At 65.6% G+C, this 14,581-nt stretch carries 16 protein-coding genes; 9 read left to right on the top strand and 7 right to left on the bottom strand.

What is annotated here, in order from left to right:
* Window positions 1–8 precede the first annotated feature (8 nt).
* Window positions 9–962: a homoserine kinase gene (locus VG99_RS08515; RefSeq protein ID WP_044499367.1), complete on the top strand. Its 954-nt coding sequence runs from the start codon at window positions 9–11 to the stop codon at window positions 960–962.
* 47 nt (window positions 963–1,009) lie between these two features.
* Here VG99_RS08515 and VG99_RS08510 read toward each other — a convergent pair whose 3' ends face one another.
* Window positions 1,010–2,101 carry an NADH:flavin oxidoreductase/NADH oxidase gene (locus tag VG99_RS08510; protein ID WP_044499366.1) on the bottom strand — a complete coding sequence of 364 codons (1,092 nt, stop codon included), beginning with the start codon at window positions 2,099–2,101 and terminating at the stop codon, window positions 1,010–1,012.
* Window positions 2,102–2,182: 81 nt separating this feature from the next.
* Between VG99_RS08510 and VG99_RS08505 the strand changes: the two genes are divergently transcribed.
* Window positions 2,183–2,497: an ArsR/SmtB family transcription factor gene (locus VG99_RS08505; protein WP_044499365.1), complete on the top strand. Its 315-nt coding sequence runs from the start codon at window positions 2,183–2,185 to the stop codon at window positions 2,495–2,497.
* Here the strand turns inward: VG99_RS08505 and VG99_RS08500 are convergent.
* Window positions 2,494–3,405: a zinc ABC transporter substrate-binding protein gene (locus VG99_RS08500; RefSeq protein WP_044499364.1), complete on the bottom strand. Its 912-nt coding sequence runs from the start codon at window positions 3,403–3,405 to the stop codon at window positions 2,494–2,496. The two genes, VG99_RS08505 and VG99_RS08500, sit on opposite strands and share 4 nt — an antisense overlap.
* Window positions 3,406–3,473: 68 nt before the next feature.
* Between VG99_RS08500 and VG99_RS08495 the strand changes: the two genes are divergently transcribed.
* From VG99_RS08495 to znuB, 3 genes are read left to right on the top strand one after another with little or no spacing between them, the layout of a single operon-like run.
* Window positions 3,474–3,968 carry a Fur family transcriptional regulator gene (locus VG99_RS08495; protein WP_044499363.1) on the top strand — a complete coding sequence of 165 codons (495 nt, stop codon included), beginning with the start codon at window positions 3,474–3,476 and terminating at the stop codon, window positions 3,966–3,968.
* Entirely contained in the window at window positions 3,965–4,741 is a 777-nt protein-coding gene (znuC, locus tag VG99_RS08490; RefSeq protein ID WP_044499362.1) for a zinc ABC transporter ATP-binding protein ZnuC, read from the top strand. Before VG99_RS08495 ends, znuC begins: the two co-directional genes overlap by 4 nt.
* Window positions 4,734–5,519: a zinc ABC transporter permease subunit ZnuB gene (gene znuB, locus VG99_RS08485; protein WP_044499361.1), complete on the top strand. Its 786-nt coding sequence runs from the start codon at window positions 4,734–4,736 to the stop codon at window positions 5,517–5,519. The genes znuC and znuB overlap by 8 nt, the downstream gene beginning before the upstream one ends.
* Before the next feature lie 32 nt (window positions 5,520–5,551).
* Here the strand turns inward: znuB and aroE are convergent, their stop codons facing one another.
* The 5 genes from aroE to VG99_RS08460 form a co-directional block, all read right to left on the bottom strand.
* Complete coding sequence (aroE, locus tag VG99_RS08480; protein WP_044499360.1) at window positions 5,552–6,367, bottom strand: shikimate dehydrogenase; 816 nt, start codon at window positions 6,365–6,367, stop codon at window positions 5,552–5,554.
* The gene (gene hemF / locus VG99_RS08475) at window positions 6,367–7,299 is read right to left on the bottom strand and encodes an oxygen-dependent coproporphyrinogen oxidase (RefSeq protein WP_044499359.1); all 933 of its coding nucleotides are present in this window, start codon (window positions 7,297–7,299) and stop codon (window positions 6,367–6,369) included. The genes aroE and hemF overlap by 1 nt, the downstream gene beginning before the upstream one ends.
* A gap of 14 nt (window positions 7,300–7,313) precedes the next feature.
* Window positions 7,314–7,871, bottom strand: a complete 558-nt coding sequence (tsaC, locus tag VG99_RS08470) for an L-threonylcarbamoyladenylate synthase type 1 TsaC (protein WP_044499358.1) — start codon at window positions 7,869–7,871, stop codon at window positions 7,314–7,316.
* Between the two features lie 76 nt (window positions 7,872–7,947).
* Window positions 7,948–9,075: a DNA-processing protein DprA gene (gene dprA, locus VG99_RS08465; protein ID WP_052508748.1), complete on the bottom strand. Its 1,128-nt coding sequence runs from the start codon at window positions 9,073–9,075 to the stop codon at window positions 7,948–7,950.
* 75 nt (window positions 9,076–9,150) lie between these two features.
* Window positions 9,151–10,176 carry a LysM peptidoglycan-binding domain-containing protein gene (locus tag VG99_RS08460; protein ID WP_044499357.1) on the bottom strand — a complete coding sequence of 342 codons (1,026 nt, stop codon included), beginning with the start codon at window positions 10,174–10,176 and terminating at the stop codon, window positions 9,151–9,153.
* A gap of 140 nt (window positions 10,177–10,316) precedes the next feature.
* Between VG99_RS08460 and def the strand changes: the two genes are divergently transcribed.
* The 4 genes from def to trkA all read left to right on the top strand — a co-directional run bounded on the left by def (window position 10,317) and on the right by trkA (window position 14,567).
* Window positions 10,317–10,829 carry a peptide deformylase gene (def, locus tag VG99_RS08455; RefSeq protein ID WP_044499355.1) on the top strand — a complete coding sequence of 171 codons (513 nt, stop codon included), beginning with the start codon at window positions 10,317–10,319 and terminating at the stop codon, window positions 10,827–10,829.
* 83 nt (window positions 10,830–10,912) lie between these two features.
* A complete protein-coding gene (gene fmt, locus VG99_RS08450) occupies window positions 10,913–11,866 on the top strand; it encodes a methionyl-tRNA formyltransferase (RefSeq protein ID WP_044499354.1) in 954 nt (317 codons plus the stop codon).
* Window positions 11,863–13,197, top strand: coding sequence for a 16S rRNA (cytosine(967)-C(5))-methyltransferase RsmB (rsmB, locus tag VG99_RS08445; protein ID WP_044499353.1), 1,335 nt, complete (start codon window positions 11,863–11,865; stop codon window positions 13,195–13,197). The genes fmt and rsmB overlap by 4 nt, the downstream gene beginning before the upstream one ends.
* Window positions 13,194–14,567 carry a Trk system potassium transporter TrkA gene (gene trkA / locus VG99_RS08440; RefSeq protein ID WP_044499352.1) on the top strand — a complete coding sequence of 458 codons (1,374 nt, stop codon included), beginning with the start codon at window positions 13,194–13,196 and terminating at the stop codon, window positions 14,565–14,567. Before rsmB ends, trkA begins: the two co-directional genes overlap by 4 nt.
* Window positions 14,568–14,581: the final 14 nt, after the last annotated feature.

Here is a 14,581-nt window from a genome sequence, read left to right as displayed (position 1 = left end):
GCACTGACATGTCGGTGTTCACCCCGGTCGCCCGGGCGGAACTGGAGGCCTTTCTCGGCCGTTTTACCCTCGGCCGGCTGATCGATTACCACGGCATTGCCGGCGGCACCGAGAACAGCAACTTCTTCGTCACCACCGTCCAGGGTGAGTACGTGCTGACCCTGGTCGAACGGGGGCCAATGGCCGAGCTGCCGTTCTTCATCGCCTTGCTCGATCATCTGCAGCGGGCGCAACTGCCCGTGCCCTATGCCATCCGCGACCGCGACGGCGCCCCCCTGCACCAGCTCAATGGCCGACCGGCGCTACTGCAACCGCGGTTGCCGGGTCGCCATGTCGACACCGCCGATGCCAGCCATTGCCGCGCCATCGGCCAGCTGCTGGCCCGCTTGCACGACGCCACCGCCACCAGCGGCCTGCTGCGCCCCAGTGACCGCGGGCTGGAGTGGATGGCCACCCAGACCCGAGCGCTGGCGGCGCGCAGCGAGCCAGCGGACCGCGAGCTGCTGCACAGCATGCTGCCGATGCTGGACCGGCTGCGTGCCCAGCGGCCGGCGCTGCCCGAAGCCGTGCTCCATGGCGATCTGTTCCGGGACAATGTGCTGTTCGATGGTCACCACCTGACCGGCATCATCGATTTCTACAATGCCTTCAGTGGCTGGACCCTGTATGACGTTGCCATCTGTGTGAATGACTGGTGCCTGGCCGCGGACGGCGGGCTGGATGAGCGGCGCACCGAGGCGCTCCTGGCCGGCTACGCCAGCCAGCGGCGCTTTACCCCGCTGGAAGCGGAGCACTGGCCCGACCTGCTGCGCCTGGCGGCGCTGCGGTTCTGGCTGTCCCGGCAGTTGGCGGCAGACCAGCACACCGAGCACTATGACGTACTGATCAAGGACCCGGTGCATTTCCAGCGGTTGCTGGCAGCCCACCGGGACGTGCAACTGGGGCTGCCATTGGCGCTGTAAACACGCCGGTGAGGGCCGTATCGATCCGATAGCGGCCCCTCCGTCAATCAGTAGCGTTCCAGCCAATGGGCGTAGGGCGCCGGCAGGGTTGCCCAGGACGCCTTCTCGACCTTCAGCTCCCGGGCCGCGTGATAGGCCCAGTGCGGATTGGCCAGATGCGCCTTGCCGACCATGACCACATCAAGCTGTCCGCTCTGCACCGCCTGCTCCGCGATGTGGGGTTCACCAAAGCCCCAGGCCGAGGAGACCGGGATGCCCACCTCGCGACGGACCCGCTCGGCGATCGGCCCCATGAAGGCCGGTGCCCAGGGAATCCGCGCGGTCGGCGTGTTGAAGCCGATACTGACGCTGATCATGTCCAGGCCATCGTTTTTGAGGCCGCGAACGAAGTCGATCGACTCCGCCAGGGTCTGCTCGTCGTTGCCATCGAATTCCAGTACCCCAAAACGGATGGTCAGCGGCAGATGCGCCGGCCATACCTCGCGAACCGCAGCGAAGGTCTCACGCAGAAAGCGGCTGCGATTCTCATGGCTGCCGCCATAGGCATCGGTGCGCTGGTTGGAATGGGCGGAGAAAAAGCTCTGCGCCAGATAACCGTGGGCGAAGTGCAATTCGAGCCATTCGAACCCGACTTCCAGCGCCCGCTGGGCAGCGGCCACGAAGTCGTCACGTACCCGGGCAATATCGTCCAGGGTCATTTCCCGGGGCTGCTTGCTCAGGTTGTTGCCGAAGGCGATGGGCGACGGCGCTATGGTCTGCCAGCCACGGGGGGCGTCATTGGCAATATGGTCGTCCCCTTCCCAGGGGTTGTTGGCGCTGGCCTTGCGACCGGCGTGGGCGATCTGGATGCCCGGTACCGAGCCGTGGCGCTTGATCGCCTGCACCGTGGGGATGAAGGCCTGGGCCAGCTCGTCGTTCCAGATCCCGGCGCAGTCAGGGGTAATACGCCCTTCGGGGGCTACGGCAGTGGCTTCGACGATGACCAGACCGGCACCGCCACGGGCCATGCCGGCGTAGTTCTGCAGGTGCCAGTCATTCACCCGGCCATCAACGGCCTGGTACTGACACATGGGCGGTACGGCAATCCGATTGCGCAGCGTGATGTCCTTGAGGGTGAAAGGCTGAAATAGCGCGGACATGAAAGTTCCTGGGGCTGTAAGTGTTGTTCGATTTTATTCGAACAATGGATCAAAGACAAACCCCGCGGTAGAATTCCGACCATGAGACCTTTCAAACATCCGCCGGCCGCTGATTTTGTCCTGGAGCGCGTGCTATATGCGCTTAGCGATCCGGTGCGCCTGGAGGTAGTCCAGCGCCTGGCCCAGGTGGCCGAGGCTAGCTGCGGCGAACTGGACGGTGGCCGGCCCAAATCGAGCATGTCGCACCACTTCCGGGTGCTGCGCGATGCCGGGCTGGTCTGTACCTACGGGGTAGGCACCACCCACATGAACTCCCTGCGCCGGGAGGAAATGGACAGCCGCTTCCCCGGCCTGCTCAGCGCCATCCTCGATAACACCGACGCCCGCGCCAGCTAGAGCTGCTCCAGGCAGCCAGCGAGGGCATTCCCGAGCGCTATCATCAACTGTTCGTAACTCCCCGCAGCGGTCGGCAGGGTCATGCCCAGCGGGTCCAGCTCGGCTTCGTGCACGGCCAGGCCGGTGCTGAGCGTGGCAATGCGTTCGGTGGGGAACTGCGGCTCGCGGAACACGCAGCTGGGCCCGGCCGCGGTCAGTTGCTGGCGCAGGTCGTGCAGATGCCGCGCGCCCGGCTGCACCTCCACAGACAGGGAAAACACCCCGAGCGGGCGCAGGCCGACGCTGTCTTCCAGATAGCCGTAGGCGTCGTGGAAGACGAAATAGGGCTTGCCCGCCAGGGGTTGCAGCTGTTCCTGCAGCGCCGACTGCAGCTGCTCGAGCCGGGCGCTGAAATCCGCGGCGTTGGCCTGCAACCGGGCGGCATGCTCGGGATGTAGCTGCGCCAGATCCGCCGCCATCCAGCGAGCAATGACCCCGGCATTGGCTGTGGATAACCAGATATGCGGGTCGATGGTACCCGGTGCGTGGTCGTGATCGTCATGGCCGTGGGCATCGTGCTCATGGTGATCGCCGGCGTAGCTGCGCAGGGTCAGGCCGGGAAGCTGGTCCAGCCGACGGGCACCGGGCTGGCTGTCGAGCAGGTGCTGGAGGAACCGCTCCAGATCAGGGCCCACCCAATACAGGCGGTCGGCGCCGGCAATTCGCCGCCGGTCGGAGGGACGCAAGGCGTAGTTATGCGGCGAGGCGGTGGGCGGCAGCAGCACCTCGGGCTCGGCAATCCCGTCCAGCACGGCGGCGGCAATCAGTTGCAATGGTTTGACGCTGGTCACCACATTGGGCGTGGCGGCGGCCGCGGAAAAACTCAGGCCCAGCCCGCAGGCCAGCGCTAGCAGGAAACGGAACAACATCGACCATACCTCGATAGGGAGAATTGTTATATGATAACAGTCATTGTCGAATCCGCTATAGGGCCAGCATGAACGAATCCATTGTGCCGGAAGATCCCCACTGCCCGCATGACCACAGTCAGTGTGTGAGTGACGCATTGGCCGCCGCCGAAGAGGTCTGCGAGCGGGCCGGGGCGCGGCTGACGGTGCTGCGCAAGCGCGTGCTGGAGCTGGTCTGGCAGAGCCATCGCCCCCTGGGCGCCTACGACCTGCTGGAGACCCTGGCCCGGGAGGATGATCGGCGCCCTGCGCCTCCGACCGTCTACCGTGCCCTGGATTTCCTCCAGGAGCAGGGGCTGGTGCATCGGATTGCGTCGCTCAACGCCTTCATCGGCTGCGCCAGCCCGGAGCATACCCATCAGGGCCACTTCCTGATCTGCCGGAGTTGCCGGGTGGCGATCGAGTTGGACCAATCGCTGATTCATCCCGCCATTGCCCAGGTGGCGCAGCAGATGGACTTTGCCGTGGAAGCGGAAACCGTGGAAATCGCCGGGCTCTGCGCCCATTGCCGGGAGGCAGCATGAGCGAGACCCTGCTGACCCTCGAACGAGTCGGCCTGCGCCGCCATGGCAATGCCATCCTCGAGGACATCTCGCTGCAGGTCCGGCGCGGCGAGATCGTTACCCTGATCGGCCCCAACGGGGCTGGCAAGACCAGCCTGGTGCGCATTGTGCTCGGGCTGCTCAAGGCCGATAGTGGCGATATTCAGCGCCAGCCGCGCCTGCGCATCGGCTACATGCCGCAGAAGATGCAGATCGATGCCACCCTGCCGTTGACCGTGCTGCGCTTTCTGCTGCTGGCGCCCAAGGTCAAGCGGGCCGCGGCGCTGGAGGCGCTGGCCGAGGTGGGTGCGGCCCACCTGGCCCAGCGGCCATTGCAGCAGGTATCCGGCGGTGAGCAGCAGCGCATCCTGCTGGCCCGCGCCCTGTTGCGCCGGCCCGACCTGCTGGTGCTCGACGAGCCGGTGCAGGGCGTGGACGTGAACGGCCAGATCGAGCTGTATCAGCTGATCACCCGGCTGCGCGACCGCTACGGCTGCGGGGTGCTGATGGTCTCCCACGACTTGCACCTGGTAATGGCCACCACCAATACCGTGGTATGCCTCAACCGCCATGTCTGCTGCTCCGGCCGGCCGGAGCAGGTCAGCACCGACCCCGCCTTTGTCGCCCTGTTCGGCAAGCAGGCCAGCGCCCTGGCCGTCTACAACCACCACCATGACCACAGCCACGACATGCATGGCGAAGTCATCGACTCCTCCCACCAGCACCCGGACGGATCTGCCTGCAACCATGCCTGACTTTCTTCTCTACGCATTACTGGCAGGGCTCGGCCTAGCACTGGTGGCGGGGCCGCTGGGTTCCTTCGTGGTCTGGCGGCGCATGGCCTATTTCGGCGATACCCTGGCTCATTCCGCGCTCTTGGGCGTGGCCCTGGGAATGCTGTTGCAGGTCAACCTGACACTGGCGGTGACCGCAGGCTGCGTGCTGCTGGCCGTGCTGCTGGTGGCCATGCAGAACCGCAAGTGGCTGGCCAGCGACACCCTGCTGGGTATCCTGGCGCACAGCACCCTGTCGCTGGGCATGGTGGTACTGGCGCTGACCAATAATGTCCGGGTAGACCTGCTGGCCTACCTGTTCGGTGACCTGCTGGCGATCACCTCGGCGGATCTGGGCTGGATGCTCGGCGGGCTGGTGCTGGTCATGGTACTGCTGGCCTGGCTCTGGCGGCCGCTGCTGTCGGTCACCGTGCATGAGGAATTGGCGCGGGTCGAAGGGTTGCCGGTCAGCGGCATTCGTCTCGCGCTCATGTTACTGATCGCCATCGTGATCGCCGTGGCCATGAAAGTGGTCGGTGTGCTGCTGATCACCTCCCTGTTGATCATTCCGCCAGCGGCGGCCCAGCGCCATGCCCGCACCCCCGAGCAGATGGCGATCGGCGCCAGCCTTCTGGGCTGCCTGGCGGTATTCGGCGGGCTGGCCCTGTCCTGGAACCTGGACACCCCGGCCGGGCCTTCGATCGTGGTCAGCGCTGCGGGGCTATTCATGCTGTCGCTGTTGGTGCCGCGCCGGGCGTAAAGCGCCCGGCCAAGGTCAGCAACCCAGGCAGCTCAACTGCCCTGGCGCAGCACCGCCAATACCGGGCCGGTGTCAGGCCGCACACCGCGCCACAGGGCGAAGGCCTCGGCGGCCTGCTCGACCAGCATGCCCAGCCCATCGATACAGCGTGCCGCTCCCTGGGCCGCAGCCCAGCGATTGAACACAGTGGCCTCGCTGGCGTACATCATGTCGTAGCACCAGGTGTGGCCCGGCTGGATGAGCGTCGGCTCGATGGCCGGCAGGCGGCCGTCGAGGCTGGCGGAAGTCGCATTGATGATCAGGTCCACCGACTCCTCCAGCCAATCGAAGCCGGCAGCGCTGATCGGTCCCTCATCCTTGAACAGCATCGCCAGCTGTTCGGCCTTCTCCACGGTGCGGTTGGCCACGCACAACTGCGCCGGGCCCGCCGCCAGCAGTGGCTGGATCACGCCACGGGCGGCGCCCCCCGCGCCCAGTAGCAGGATCCGCTTGCCGGCCAGGGTAAATCCCGCGTTGTGCTCGATGTCCCGCACCAGCCCCTTGCCGTCGGTGTTGTCCCCCAGCAGCCGGCCATCGGCCTGCCGCTTGAGGGTATTCACTGCCCCCGCCAGTTCCGCTGCCGGGGTGCGGCTGTCGGCCAGGGCCCAGGCCTGCTCCTTGAACGGCACCGTGACATTGACGCCCAACCCTTCCTGCAGAAAGGTCCGCAGGGTGCCAGTGAAGTCATTCAGGGGCGCCAGCAGCGCCTCGTAACTCAGTTGTTCACCGGTCTGTTGGGCGAACAGGCCATGGATCAGCGGGGATTTGCTGTGGGCAATGGGATTGCCTATAACGGCATAGCGGTCCATCAGTCGATCCCCTTGAGCCAGTCGCGCGGCGGCAGGAAGTCGGTAACCAGGCGCGCTTCGGCGCTGCCCGGCTCGGGTTGCCAGTTGTAGCCCCAGCGCACGGTGGGGGGCAGCGACATCAGGATCGACTCGGTGCGCCCGCCCGACTGCAGCCCGAACAGGGTGCCACGGTCCCATACCAGGTTGAATTCCACGTAGCGGCCCCGACGGTATTCCTGGAAGGCCTTCTGCTGTTCGGTCCAGGGCGTGTCGCGACGGCGCTCGACGATCGGCAGGTAGGCTTCAAGGTAAGCGTCACCGATGGCGCGCATGAACTCGAAGCTGCGTTCGAAGCCCCAGGCATTCAGGTCATCGAAGAACAGGCCGCCGATGCCCCGGGATTCGTTGCGATGGCGCAGGTAGAAGTAGTCATCACACCACTTCTTGAAACGGGGATAGACATCTTCGCCAAAGGGCGCGCAGGCAGCGCGCGCTACCCGGTGCCAGTGGATACAGTCTGCTTCGTTGGCGTAATAGGGCGTCAGGTCGAAACCACCGCCGAACCACCATACCGGCTCGGCTCCCTCCTTCTCGGCAATGAAGAAGCGCACGTTGGCGTGGGAGGTGGGCACATGGGGGTTGTCCGGGTGCATGACCAGGGACACGCCCATGGCCTGGAAGCTGCGGCCAGCCAGCTCCGGACGGTGAGCGGTGGCTGACGGCGGCATGCCATCGCCATACACATGGGAGAAACCGACGCCGCCCTTCTCCAGCAGCGCGCCATTTTCCATGATCCGCGAGCGGCCACCGCCGCCACCCGGGCGCTCCCAATCGTCGGCGCTGAAGCGGGCCACGCCATCAGCCTGTTCCAGGGCCGCGCAGATGCGGTCCTGCAGGCCCATCAGATAATCTTTTACGGCCGCCACTGCGGTGGTATCGGGAATGGAATGCATTGGACGGCTCCCTCTCAGGCTGAGCGAATGACGGTATCGGTTTGCAGATCCCTGATGATACTGGGATTGCGCTGCTCACCCAAAACGCCGGGCACGATATCGTCCAGCCGGTCATGGAAATACTGCTCCACCCGCAGTCGCGAGCGCGCCGCCGGACGCCCGGCAGGGTTGGCCGAAGTGGACACCAACGGACCGGCGGCAGCGGTGAGCTGGCGGATCAGGGGATGGTTGCTGACGCGCAGGGCGACGGTGGCATGGTTGCCGGTGATCCATGGCGGCAGGCGCCCCTGGTGCGGCACCAGCCAGGTATTGGGCCCCGGCCAGGACAGCTGCAGCTTGGCCAACTGGCTGTGCGGCAGATCCCATAACAGGAATTCGAATTGCGCCACGCTGCCGGCAACCAGGATCAGGCCCTTTTCCACCGGGCGCTGCTTGAGCCATAGCAGCCGCTCCACCGCCTCGGCCTTCCAGGGGTTGCACCCCAAGCCCCAGACCGCCTCGGTCGGATAGGCAATCACCCCTCCGGCCTGCAGGATCCGTCGTACCTGTCCCAACCGCCAACCCGCCAGCATAGTCCACCTCTCTGATTTGCGAGAGGCGACATTAGCCGAGCCAGCGGCCAGGCTCAAGGAAAGATCGCCCGGCGGGTCAGCCGGGGGCGGCGGCCAGCGGCGGGCTGCGCGAATACCCCTGGGGCGTGTGCTGCACGTGCCCGTCCAGTTCCAACTCCAGCAACCCCTGCAGCACCTGGTGGATCGGCAGGCTGCTCTGCACGGCCAGCCAGTCGGCGGTGACTGGATCCTGTCCGAGCCAGCGCCACAACGGATGCCGGACCTGCTCGACCGCCGTGGCCGGATCTGTGGCCAGGGCCTCACGCAGCGGCAGGTGCAGCGCCGCCAGAATATCCTGGGTGGTCTCCACCAGCGCCGCACCGTCGCGCAACAGGCGATGGCAGCCGCGAGCCTGGGGATTATGGATCGACCCCGGCATGGCAAACACTTCTCGGTTCTGCTCCATGGCCAGCCGGGCAGTAATCAACGAGCCGCTGTTGAGGCTGGCCTCGACCACCAGGGTCCCCAGGCTCAGCCCACTGATGATGCGATTGCGCTGGGGAAACAGCCCGGCGTGGGGGGCCGTGGGCGGCGGTTGCTCGGAGACCAGCGCACCACCGCCGTCGAGAATCATTTCGGCCAACCGGCGATGGCGCCGTGGGTAGCAGTTATCCAGGCCGGTACCCCAGACGGCAATGGTCTGTCCGCCGGCATCCAGCGCGCCCTGATGGGCCGCGCCGTCGATGCCCAGGGCCATGCCGCTGGTGATTACCAGGCCGCTGGCCGCCAGATCGCGGGCGAAGGCCCGGGCGGTGGCGGCGCCCTGGGGGCCGGGGTGACGGGTGCCGACCATCGCCAGTTGCGGGTCGGCCAGTAACGCGGGTTCGCCGCGGACGAACAGCACCAGCGGTGGATCGCTGATTTCACGCAGCAGCGCCGGGTAATCGGCATCGTCGAGGGTCAGCAGGTGGCAGCCAGGCTGGTGTACCCATTCCAGGCACTGCTCGACGCGCTCCGTCAAGGCATGGTCGCCCTGCTGGAACTGCAAGATGGCGTGCTGGAGCCGGCCACTGAGGCCCAGCTGGCCGAGGGTTAACACGTCGGCTTCTAGTATGTGGGCGGGATCAAGCTGCTGCTCGAGCAGGGAACGGCGCGCTGTCGCGCTCAACCCGAGCAGGCTCAGGGTCAGCCAGGCGTGGCGGGGATCGGTGATATCGAGTGGCATGGATCAGCCTTCGGCAAAAAAATGAAGGACTGAGAACTGCACAACGGCGCCGCCCGGAAGCGGCGCCGCTGATCATCAGGGATTGCGGACCTTGTCCAGGATCGCCAGCTGGCGCTGGGCATTGAGCACGATGCCGTAGCTCATGCGGTCATAGACGCGGAATACCATCAGCAGGCCGGCGCGCTCGTCGGGCAGCTGGACGCGCTCGTTCAATACGCGATCGCGGACCGTCTCACCGGTCTTGTAGATCGCCAGCACGTTGCCTTCCTTGAGGTTGTCCCGGGCGCCCTTGTTGAGGATGACCACATCGTACTGGCCAATCTGGGTGACGCCGTTGGGCACATCGAGGATCAGGCCTTCCACCACGCCTTCCGGATCGCTCGGGAAGAAGGTCGAGGACACCGCGCGCTCCTCGCTCTGCAGCAGGCGATCGCCGACCCGCACTTCCTGGCGGCTGCGGGTAACCATCAGAGTGGTGATGTCCCGCTCGGTCGCCAGGACGTCACCATTGCCGATCTCCTGGGCGTGGATACCGAGGAAATCACCGGTGTCGGGGTCGGTGTAGGCCTTGCCGCGGCGATAGATGCCGTAGGCGGGAATGCTCTCGTCGACGGCGCCGCGGGCATAAATCCGGTTGCCGGCGCCCGCTACCACACTTTCGGCTTCGCCGCCGATGATGTAAGGTGCGGCCTCCAGCTGTTCGGGGTCATCCATGATCCGACCGGCGTTGAGGAAGGCGTTGATGGCCTCCAGCGGGATGGTCGGGATGGCCTCGGCAACAGGCGCGGAGCGCACCGTCGGCGACAGGCGGATGGTGCCACCCTGGCCGCGATTGACCGTCAGCCGCGGCTGGCCATCGACATACACCAGCGAGATGATATCGCCGGGGTAGATGAGATGGGGGTTGTTGATCTGCGGATTGGCGTGCCAGATTTCCGGCCACTTCCAGGGTAGGGTGAGGAACCGACCGGCAATATCCCACAGGGTATCGCCTCTGACGACCTCATAACGCTCCGGGTGGTTTTCCCTGAACACCGACTCCTGCGCCTGCACCAGAATGCTCACCGAGAGCAGCAACAGGCCGAGTAATGTTTTCCTCATGACATGAATCCCTTTATTATAGAGGCCAGCACCCAAAGGTCCCGCGCCTTCTCCGGCACGTGAACCAGCTATACTTCCAAGCTGCTCGCATATTAGCAGCACCTTATGAATCAGTTCTACAACGTGCATCACAAACCGACATGGCCATATTAAATATTTTAGAATTTCCCGATCCCCGGCTGCGCACCATCGCCAAGCCGGTTGAGGTTGTCGATGATCGTATCCGGCAACTGGTCGACGACATGTTCGACACCATGTACGACGCCCCAGGGATTGGATTGGCGGCCACCCAGGTCAACGTGCATGAGCGCGTTATCGTGATGGATCTGTCGGACGACCGCAGCGAACCGCGGGTGTTCATCAACCCCGAACTGGAACCGCTGACCGAAGACCTGGAAGAGATGCAGGAAGGCTGCCTCTCGGTGCCGGGCTTCTACGAGACCGTCACCCGCCCGGAGCGGGTTCGCGTCAAGGCGCTGGACCGCGATGGCCAGGCCTTCGACATTATCTGCGAAGGTCTGCTGGCGGTCTGCATCCAGCACGAGTGCGATCACCTGAACGGCAAGCTGTTCGTCGACTACCTGTCCAACCTCAAGCGTGACCGCATCCGCAAGAAGCTGGAGAAGTTGCACAAGGCCCAGGCCAACGCCTGAGCCTGAAGGCCAGAAGGCTTGCTCCGGCAAGCCTTTTCTTTACCCGGACGACCAGTCGGTCTCCCGCCGACCCAAGGCAGCCCATGAACAGCTCTGAACTTCGTATCGTTTTTGCCGGCACGCCGGAATTCGCCGCCGCGCATCTGCAGGCGCTGCTGGATGCCGGACTGAATATCGTGGCGGTCTACAGCCAGCCGGACCGGCCCGCCGGACGCGGGCACAAGCTGAGTATGAGCGCCGTCAAGCACCTGGCCCTGCAGCACGACCTGCCGGTGTACCAGCCGGTCTCGCTGCGGGATGCCGAAGCCCAGGCGCAGCTCGCCGCGCTGCAGCCGGATCTGCTGGTGGTGGTGGCCTACGGGCTGATCCTACCCCAGGCGGTGCTGGACATCCCGCGCCTGGGCTGCATCAACAGTCATGCCTCGCTGCTGCCGCGCTGGCGCGGCGCCGCACCTATCCAGCGGGCCATCGAGGCCGGGGACAGCGAAAGCGGCGTGACCGTGATGCGCATGGAAGCCGGGCTGGATACCGGCCCCATGCTGCTCAAGACAATGACACCCATCAGCGCCGATGACACCGGCGGCAGCCTGCATGATCGTCTCGCCGAGCTGGGGCCACCGGCAGTACTACAGGCCATCGACGGCCTGGCCGCCGGCACGCTGGTCGGGGACGTCCAGGACGACGCCCTGGCCACCTACGCGCACAAGCTGGGCAAGACCGATGCCCGGATCGACTGGGCGCGCCCCGCCGCCGAGCTGGACCGGCTGATCCGTGCCTTCAATCCCTGGCCGCTGGCCCATGCCCGCTGGCAGGAACAGCCGCTGAAAATCTGGGCGGCGCAGCCGGAAGCCGGCCAGGGCCAGCCCGGGGAGATTCTCGACTGCAGCAAGCAGGGCCTGCTGGTGGCCTGCGGCGACGGTGCGCTGCGCCTGACCCGGTTGCAATTGCCCGGTGGCAAGCCGTTGGCCTTTGCCGACCTGTATAATGCCCGCCGCGACCAGTTCGCCCCGGGCCAGTTGCTGGCCAACGGTCAATGAGTCCGCGGCTGGCTGCGGCCAACGCCCTGGCGACCGTCATGGCCGGCAAGGCTTCGCTGGGCAGCAGCCTGCCCTCCCAGCTCAAGCAGGTCACCCCGCGGGACCAGGCACTGGCCCGGGAACTGGCGCTGGGCACCGCCCGCTGGTTCCAGCGGTTGGACGGCCTGGCCAATCATCTGCTGCAAAAACCGCTCAAGGCCGCCGACCGCGACGTGCATGCCCTGCTGCTGATCGGCCTGTACCAGCTGCTGTATACCCGGGTGCCGGCCCACGCCGCCATTGGCGAGACAGTGCAGTTGGCCCTCAGCCTGAAGAAACCCTGGGCCAAAGGCATGCTCAATGCCGTGCTGCGCCGTACCCAGCGCGAAGGAACCGCCCTGCTGGCGGAGCTGGAGCATGATCCGGTGATCCGCGTGTCGCACCCGCGCTGGCTGCAGAAGACCTTCAAGCAGGTCTGGCCCGAACACTGGGAAGCGCTCTGCGCCGCCAACAACCTGCATCCGCCGATGACCCTGCGGGTCAACCGCCGGCAGACCGATCGCGGGGCCTACCTGCAGCAGCTGCAGGACGCCGATATTGCCGCGGTCCCCTGCCCCTTCAGCGCCGACGGCGTGACCCTGGCCCAGCCCTGTGATGTGCAGCAGCTGCCCGGTTTTGCCGCCGGCGCAGTAAGCGTGCAGGACGAGGCCGCGCAACTCGCCGCGCCGTTGCTCGAGCTGCAGCCGGGCCAGCGGGTGCTGGATGCCTGCTGCGCCCCGGGCGGCAAGACCTGTCATATTCTCGAACTGCAGCCCGCGCTGGCCGAACTGGTGGCGCTGGATCTAGAGCCGGCGCGGCTGGAACGGGTACGGGAAAATCTCCAGCGGCTGGGCCTGGTGGCCACCCTCAAGGCCGCCGATGGCCGCGACCTGGATGGATGGTGGGACGGCGTCCCCTTCCAGCGCATCCTGCTGGATGCGCCCTGCTCGGCCACCGGCGTCATCCGGCGTCACCCGGACATCAAGCTGACCCGGCAGCCCGCCGACATCAGCGCCCTGGCGGCCCTGCAAGGTGAATTGCTCGACCGCCTCTGGGAGACCCTGGCAGTTGGAGGCATCCTGGTCTACGCCACCTGCTCGGTGCTTCCCGAGGAAAACACTCAGGTCATCGAAGCCTTCCTGGCCCGGCAAGCCGGCGCGCGGGAGCTGCCGATCAATGGCGGTTTCGGGTTGCAACAGCCCAGCGGGCGCCAGCTGCTACCCCAGCCGAACGGCCACGACGGCTTCTATCTGGCCAAGCTGCTGAAAATCGCCAACCATTCCACGGCACCTGCCAACAGGGATCAGGCATGAAGATCATCATTCTCGGTGCGGGGCAGGTCGGCAGCAGTCTGGCCGCCGAGCTGGCCAGTGAGGCCAACGACATCACCGTGGTGGACGTGGACGCGGTGCGCCTCCGGGCGCTGGGTGATCGCCTGGATATCCGCACGGTACAGGGCCGCGGCTCGCTGCCGACGATATTGCGCCAGGCCGGCGCCGATGACGCCGATATGCTGATTGCGGTCACCAGCAGCGACGAGACCAACATGATCGCTTGCCAGGTGGCCTATACACTGTTCCGCACGCCGACCAAGATCGCCCGGATCCGCGAGTCGGCGTACCTGATTCGCGGCGAGCTGTTCCAGAACGAGGCCGTGCCGATCGACGTGTTGATCAGCCCGGAGCAGGCGGTCACCACCTACATCAAGCGGTTGATCCAGAATCCGGGCGCCCTGCAGGTGCTGGATTTTGCCGGCGGCAAGGTGCAGTTGGTGGCCGTGCGGGCCTTCTATGGCGGGCCGCTGGTCGGCCAGGAGCTGCGCTATCTGCGCCAGCACATGCCCAATGTTGCAACCCGGGTCGCCGCCATCTTCCGCCGCGACCGCCCGATCACGCCCCAGGGCGATACCCTGATCGAAGCCGATGACGAAGTCTTCTTCATTGCCGCCTCCCAGGATATCCGTGCGGTGATGAGCGAGTTGCGGCGGGTCGAAAAAAACCACAAGACCATCATGATCGCCGGCGGCGGCAATATCGGCGAGCGCCTGGCCGAAGCCATCGAAACCCAGTACCGGGTGAAGATCATCGAGAACAACCGCGCCCGCGCAGCCTACCTGTCAGAGAACCTGGAGAAGGCGGTGGTGCTCTATGGCAGCGCCTCCGACCGGGAGCTGCTGATGGAAGAGAATATCGAGGAAGTGGATATCTTCTGCGCGGTGACCAACGATGACGAGGCCAACATCATGTCGTCGATGCTGGCCAAGCGGCTCGGCGCGCGCAAGGTAATGGCGCTGATCAACAACCCCGCCTATGTGGATCTGGTGCAGGGCGGGCAGATCGATATCGCCATCTCGCCCTCCCAAGCGACCCTCGGCACCCTGCTGACCCATGTACGCCGAGGCGATATCGTCAATGTGCATTCGCTGCGCCGGGGCGCCGCCGAGGCCATCGAAATCGTCGCCCACGGCGATGTGCGCTCATCCAAGGTCGTCGGCAAGAGCATCCGAGATATCAAGTTACCGCCGGGCACCACCATCGGCGCCGTGGTCCGCAAGGATCAGGTGCTGATCGCCCATGATGCGATGGTGATCGAGTCCGACGACCACGTGATCCTGTTCGTCATCGACAAGAAGCACATTCGCGACGTCGAGCGACTGTTCCAGCTCGGTCTGACCTTTTTCTGACCTTTCACCGGCAC

The sequence above is a fragment of the Pseudomonas saudimassiliensis genome (assembly GCF_000939975.1).
GTDB lineage: Bacteria > Pseudomonadota > Gammaproteobacteria > Pseudomonadales > Pseudomonadaceae > Halopseudomonas > Halopseudomonas saudimassiliensis.
Note: the sequence above shows the minus strand (reverse complement) of the source record. Positions and strands in the feature narration are given on the sequence as shown.

What these genes read in the sequence shown, in the direction of transcription:
- VG99_RS08515 (WP_044499367.1), top strand. Translation starts at nt 9, where the DNA reads ATGTCGGTGTTCACCCCGGTCGCCCGGGCGGAACTGGAGGCCTTTCTC.
- VG99_RS08510 (WP_044499366.1), bottom strand. Translation starts at nt 2,101, where the DNA reads ATGTCCGCGCTATTTCAGCCTTTCACCCTCAAGGACATCACGCTGCGC.
- VG99_RS08505 (WP_044499365.1), top strand. Translation starts at nt 2,183, where the DNA reads ATGAGACCTTTCAAACATCCGCCGGCCGCTGATTTTGTCCTGGAGCGC.
- VG99_RS08500 (WP_044499364.1), bottom strand. Translation starts at nt 3,405, where the DNA reads ATGTTGTTCCGTTTCCTGCTAGCGCTGGCCTGCGGGCTGGGCCTGAGT.
- VG99_RS08495 (WP_044499363.1), top strand. Translation starts at nt 3,474, where the DNA reads ATGAACGAATCCATTGTGCCGGAAGATCCCCACTGCCCGCATGACCAC.
- znuC (WP_044499362.1), top strand. Translation starts at nt 3,965, where the DNA reads ATGAGCGAGACCCTGCTGACCCTCGAACGAGTCGGCCTGCGCCGCCAT.
- znuB (WP_044499361.1), top strand. Translation starts at nt 4,734, where the DNA reads ATGCCTGACTTTCTTCTCTACGCATTACTGGCAGGGCTCGGCCTAGCA.
- aroE (WP_044499360.1), bottom strand. Translation starts at nt 6,367, where the DNA reads ATGGACCGCTATGCCGTTATAGGCAATCCCATTGCCCACAGCAAATCC.
- hemF (WP_044499359.1), bottom strand. Translation starts at nt 7,299, where the DNA reads ATGCATTCCATTCCCGATACCACCGCAGTGGCGGCCGTAAAAGATTAT.
- tsaC (WP_044499358.1), bottom strand. Translation starts at nt 7,871, where the DNA reads ATGCTGGCGGGTTGGCGGTTGGGACAGGTACGACGGATCCTGCAGGCC.
- dprA (WP_052508748.1), bottom strand. Translation starts at nt 9,075, where the DNA reads ATGCCACTCGATATCACCGATCCCCGCCACGCCTGGCTGACCCTGAGC.
- VG99_RS08460 (WP_044499357.1), bottom strand. Translation starts at nt 10,176, where the DNA reads ATGAGGAAAACATTACTCGGCCTGTTGCTGCTCTCGGTGAGCATTCTG.
- def (WP_044499355.1), top strand. Translation starts at nt 10,317, where the DNA reads ATGGCCATATTAAATATTTTAGAATTTCCCGATCCCCGGCTGCGCACC.
- fmt (WP_044499354.1), top strand. Translation starts at nt 10,913, where the DNA reads ATGAACAGCTCTGAACTTCGTATCGTTTTTGCCGGCACGCCGGAATTC.
- rsmB (WP_044499353.1), top strand. Translation starts at nt 11,863, where the DNA reads ATGAGTCCGCGGCTGGCTGCGGCCAACGCCCTGGCGACCGTCATGGCC.
- trkA (WP_044499352.1), top strand. Translation starts at nt 13,194, where the DNA reads ATGAAGATCATCATTCTCGGTGCGGGGCAGGTCGGCAGCAGTCTGGCC.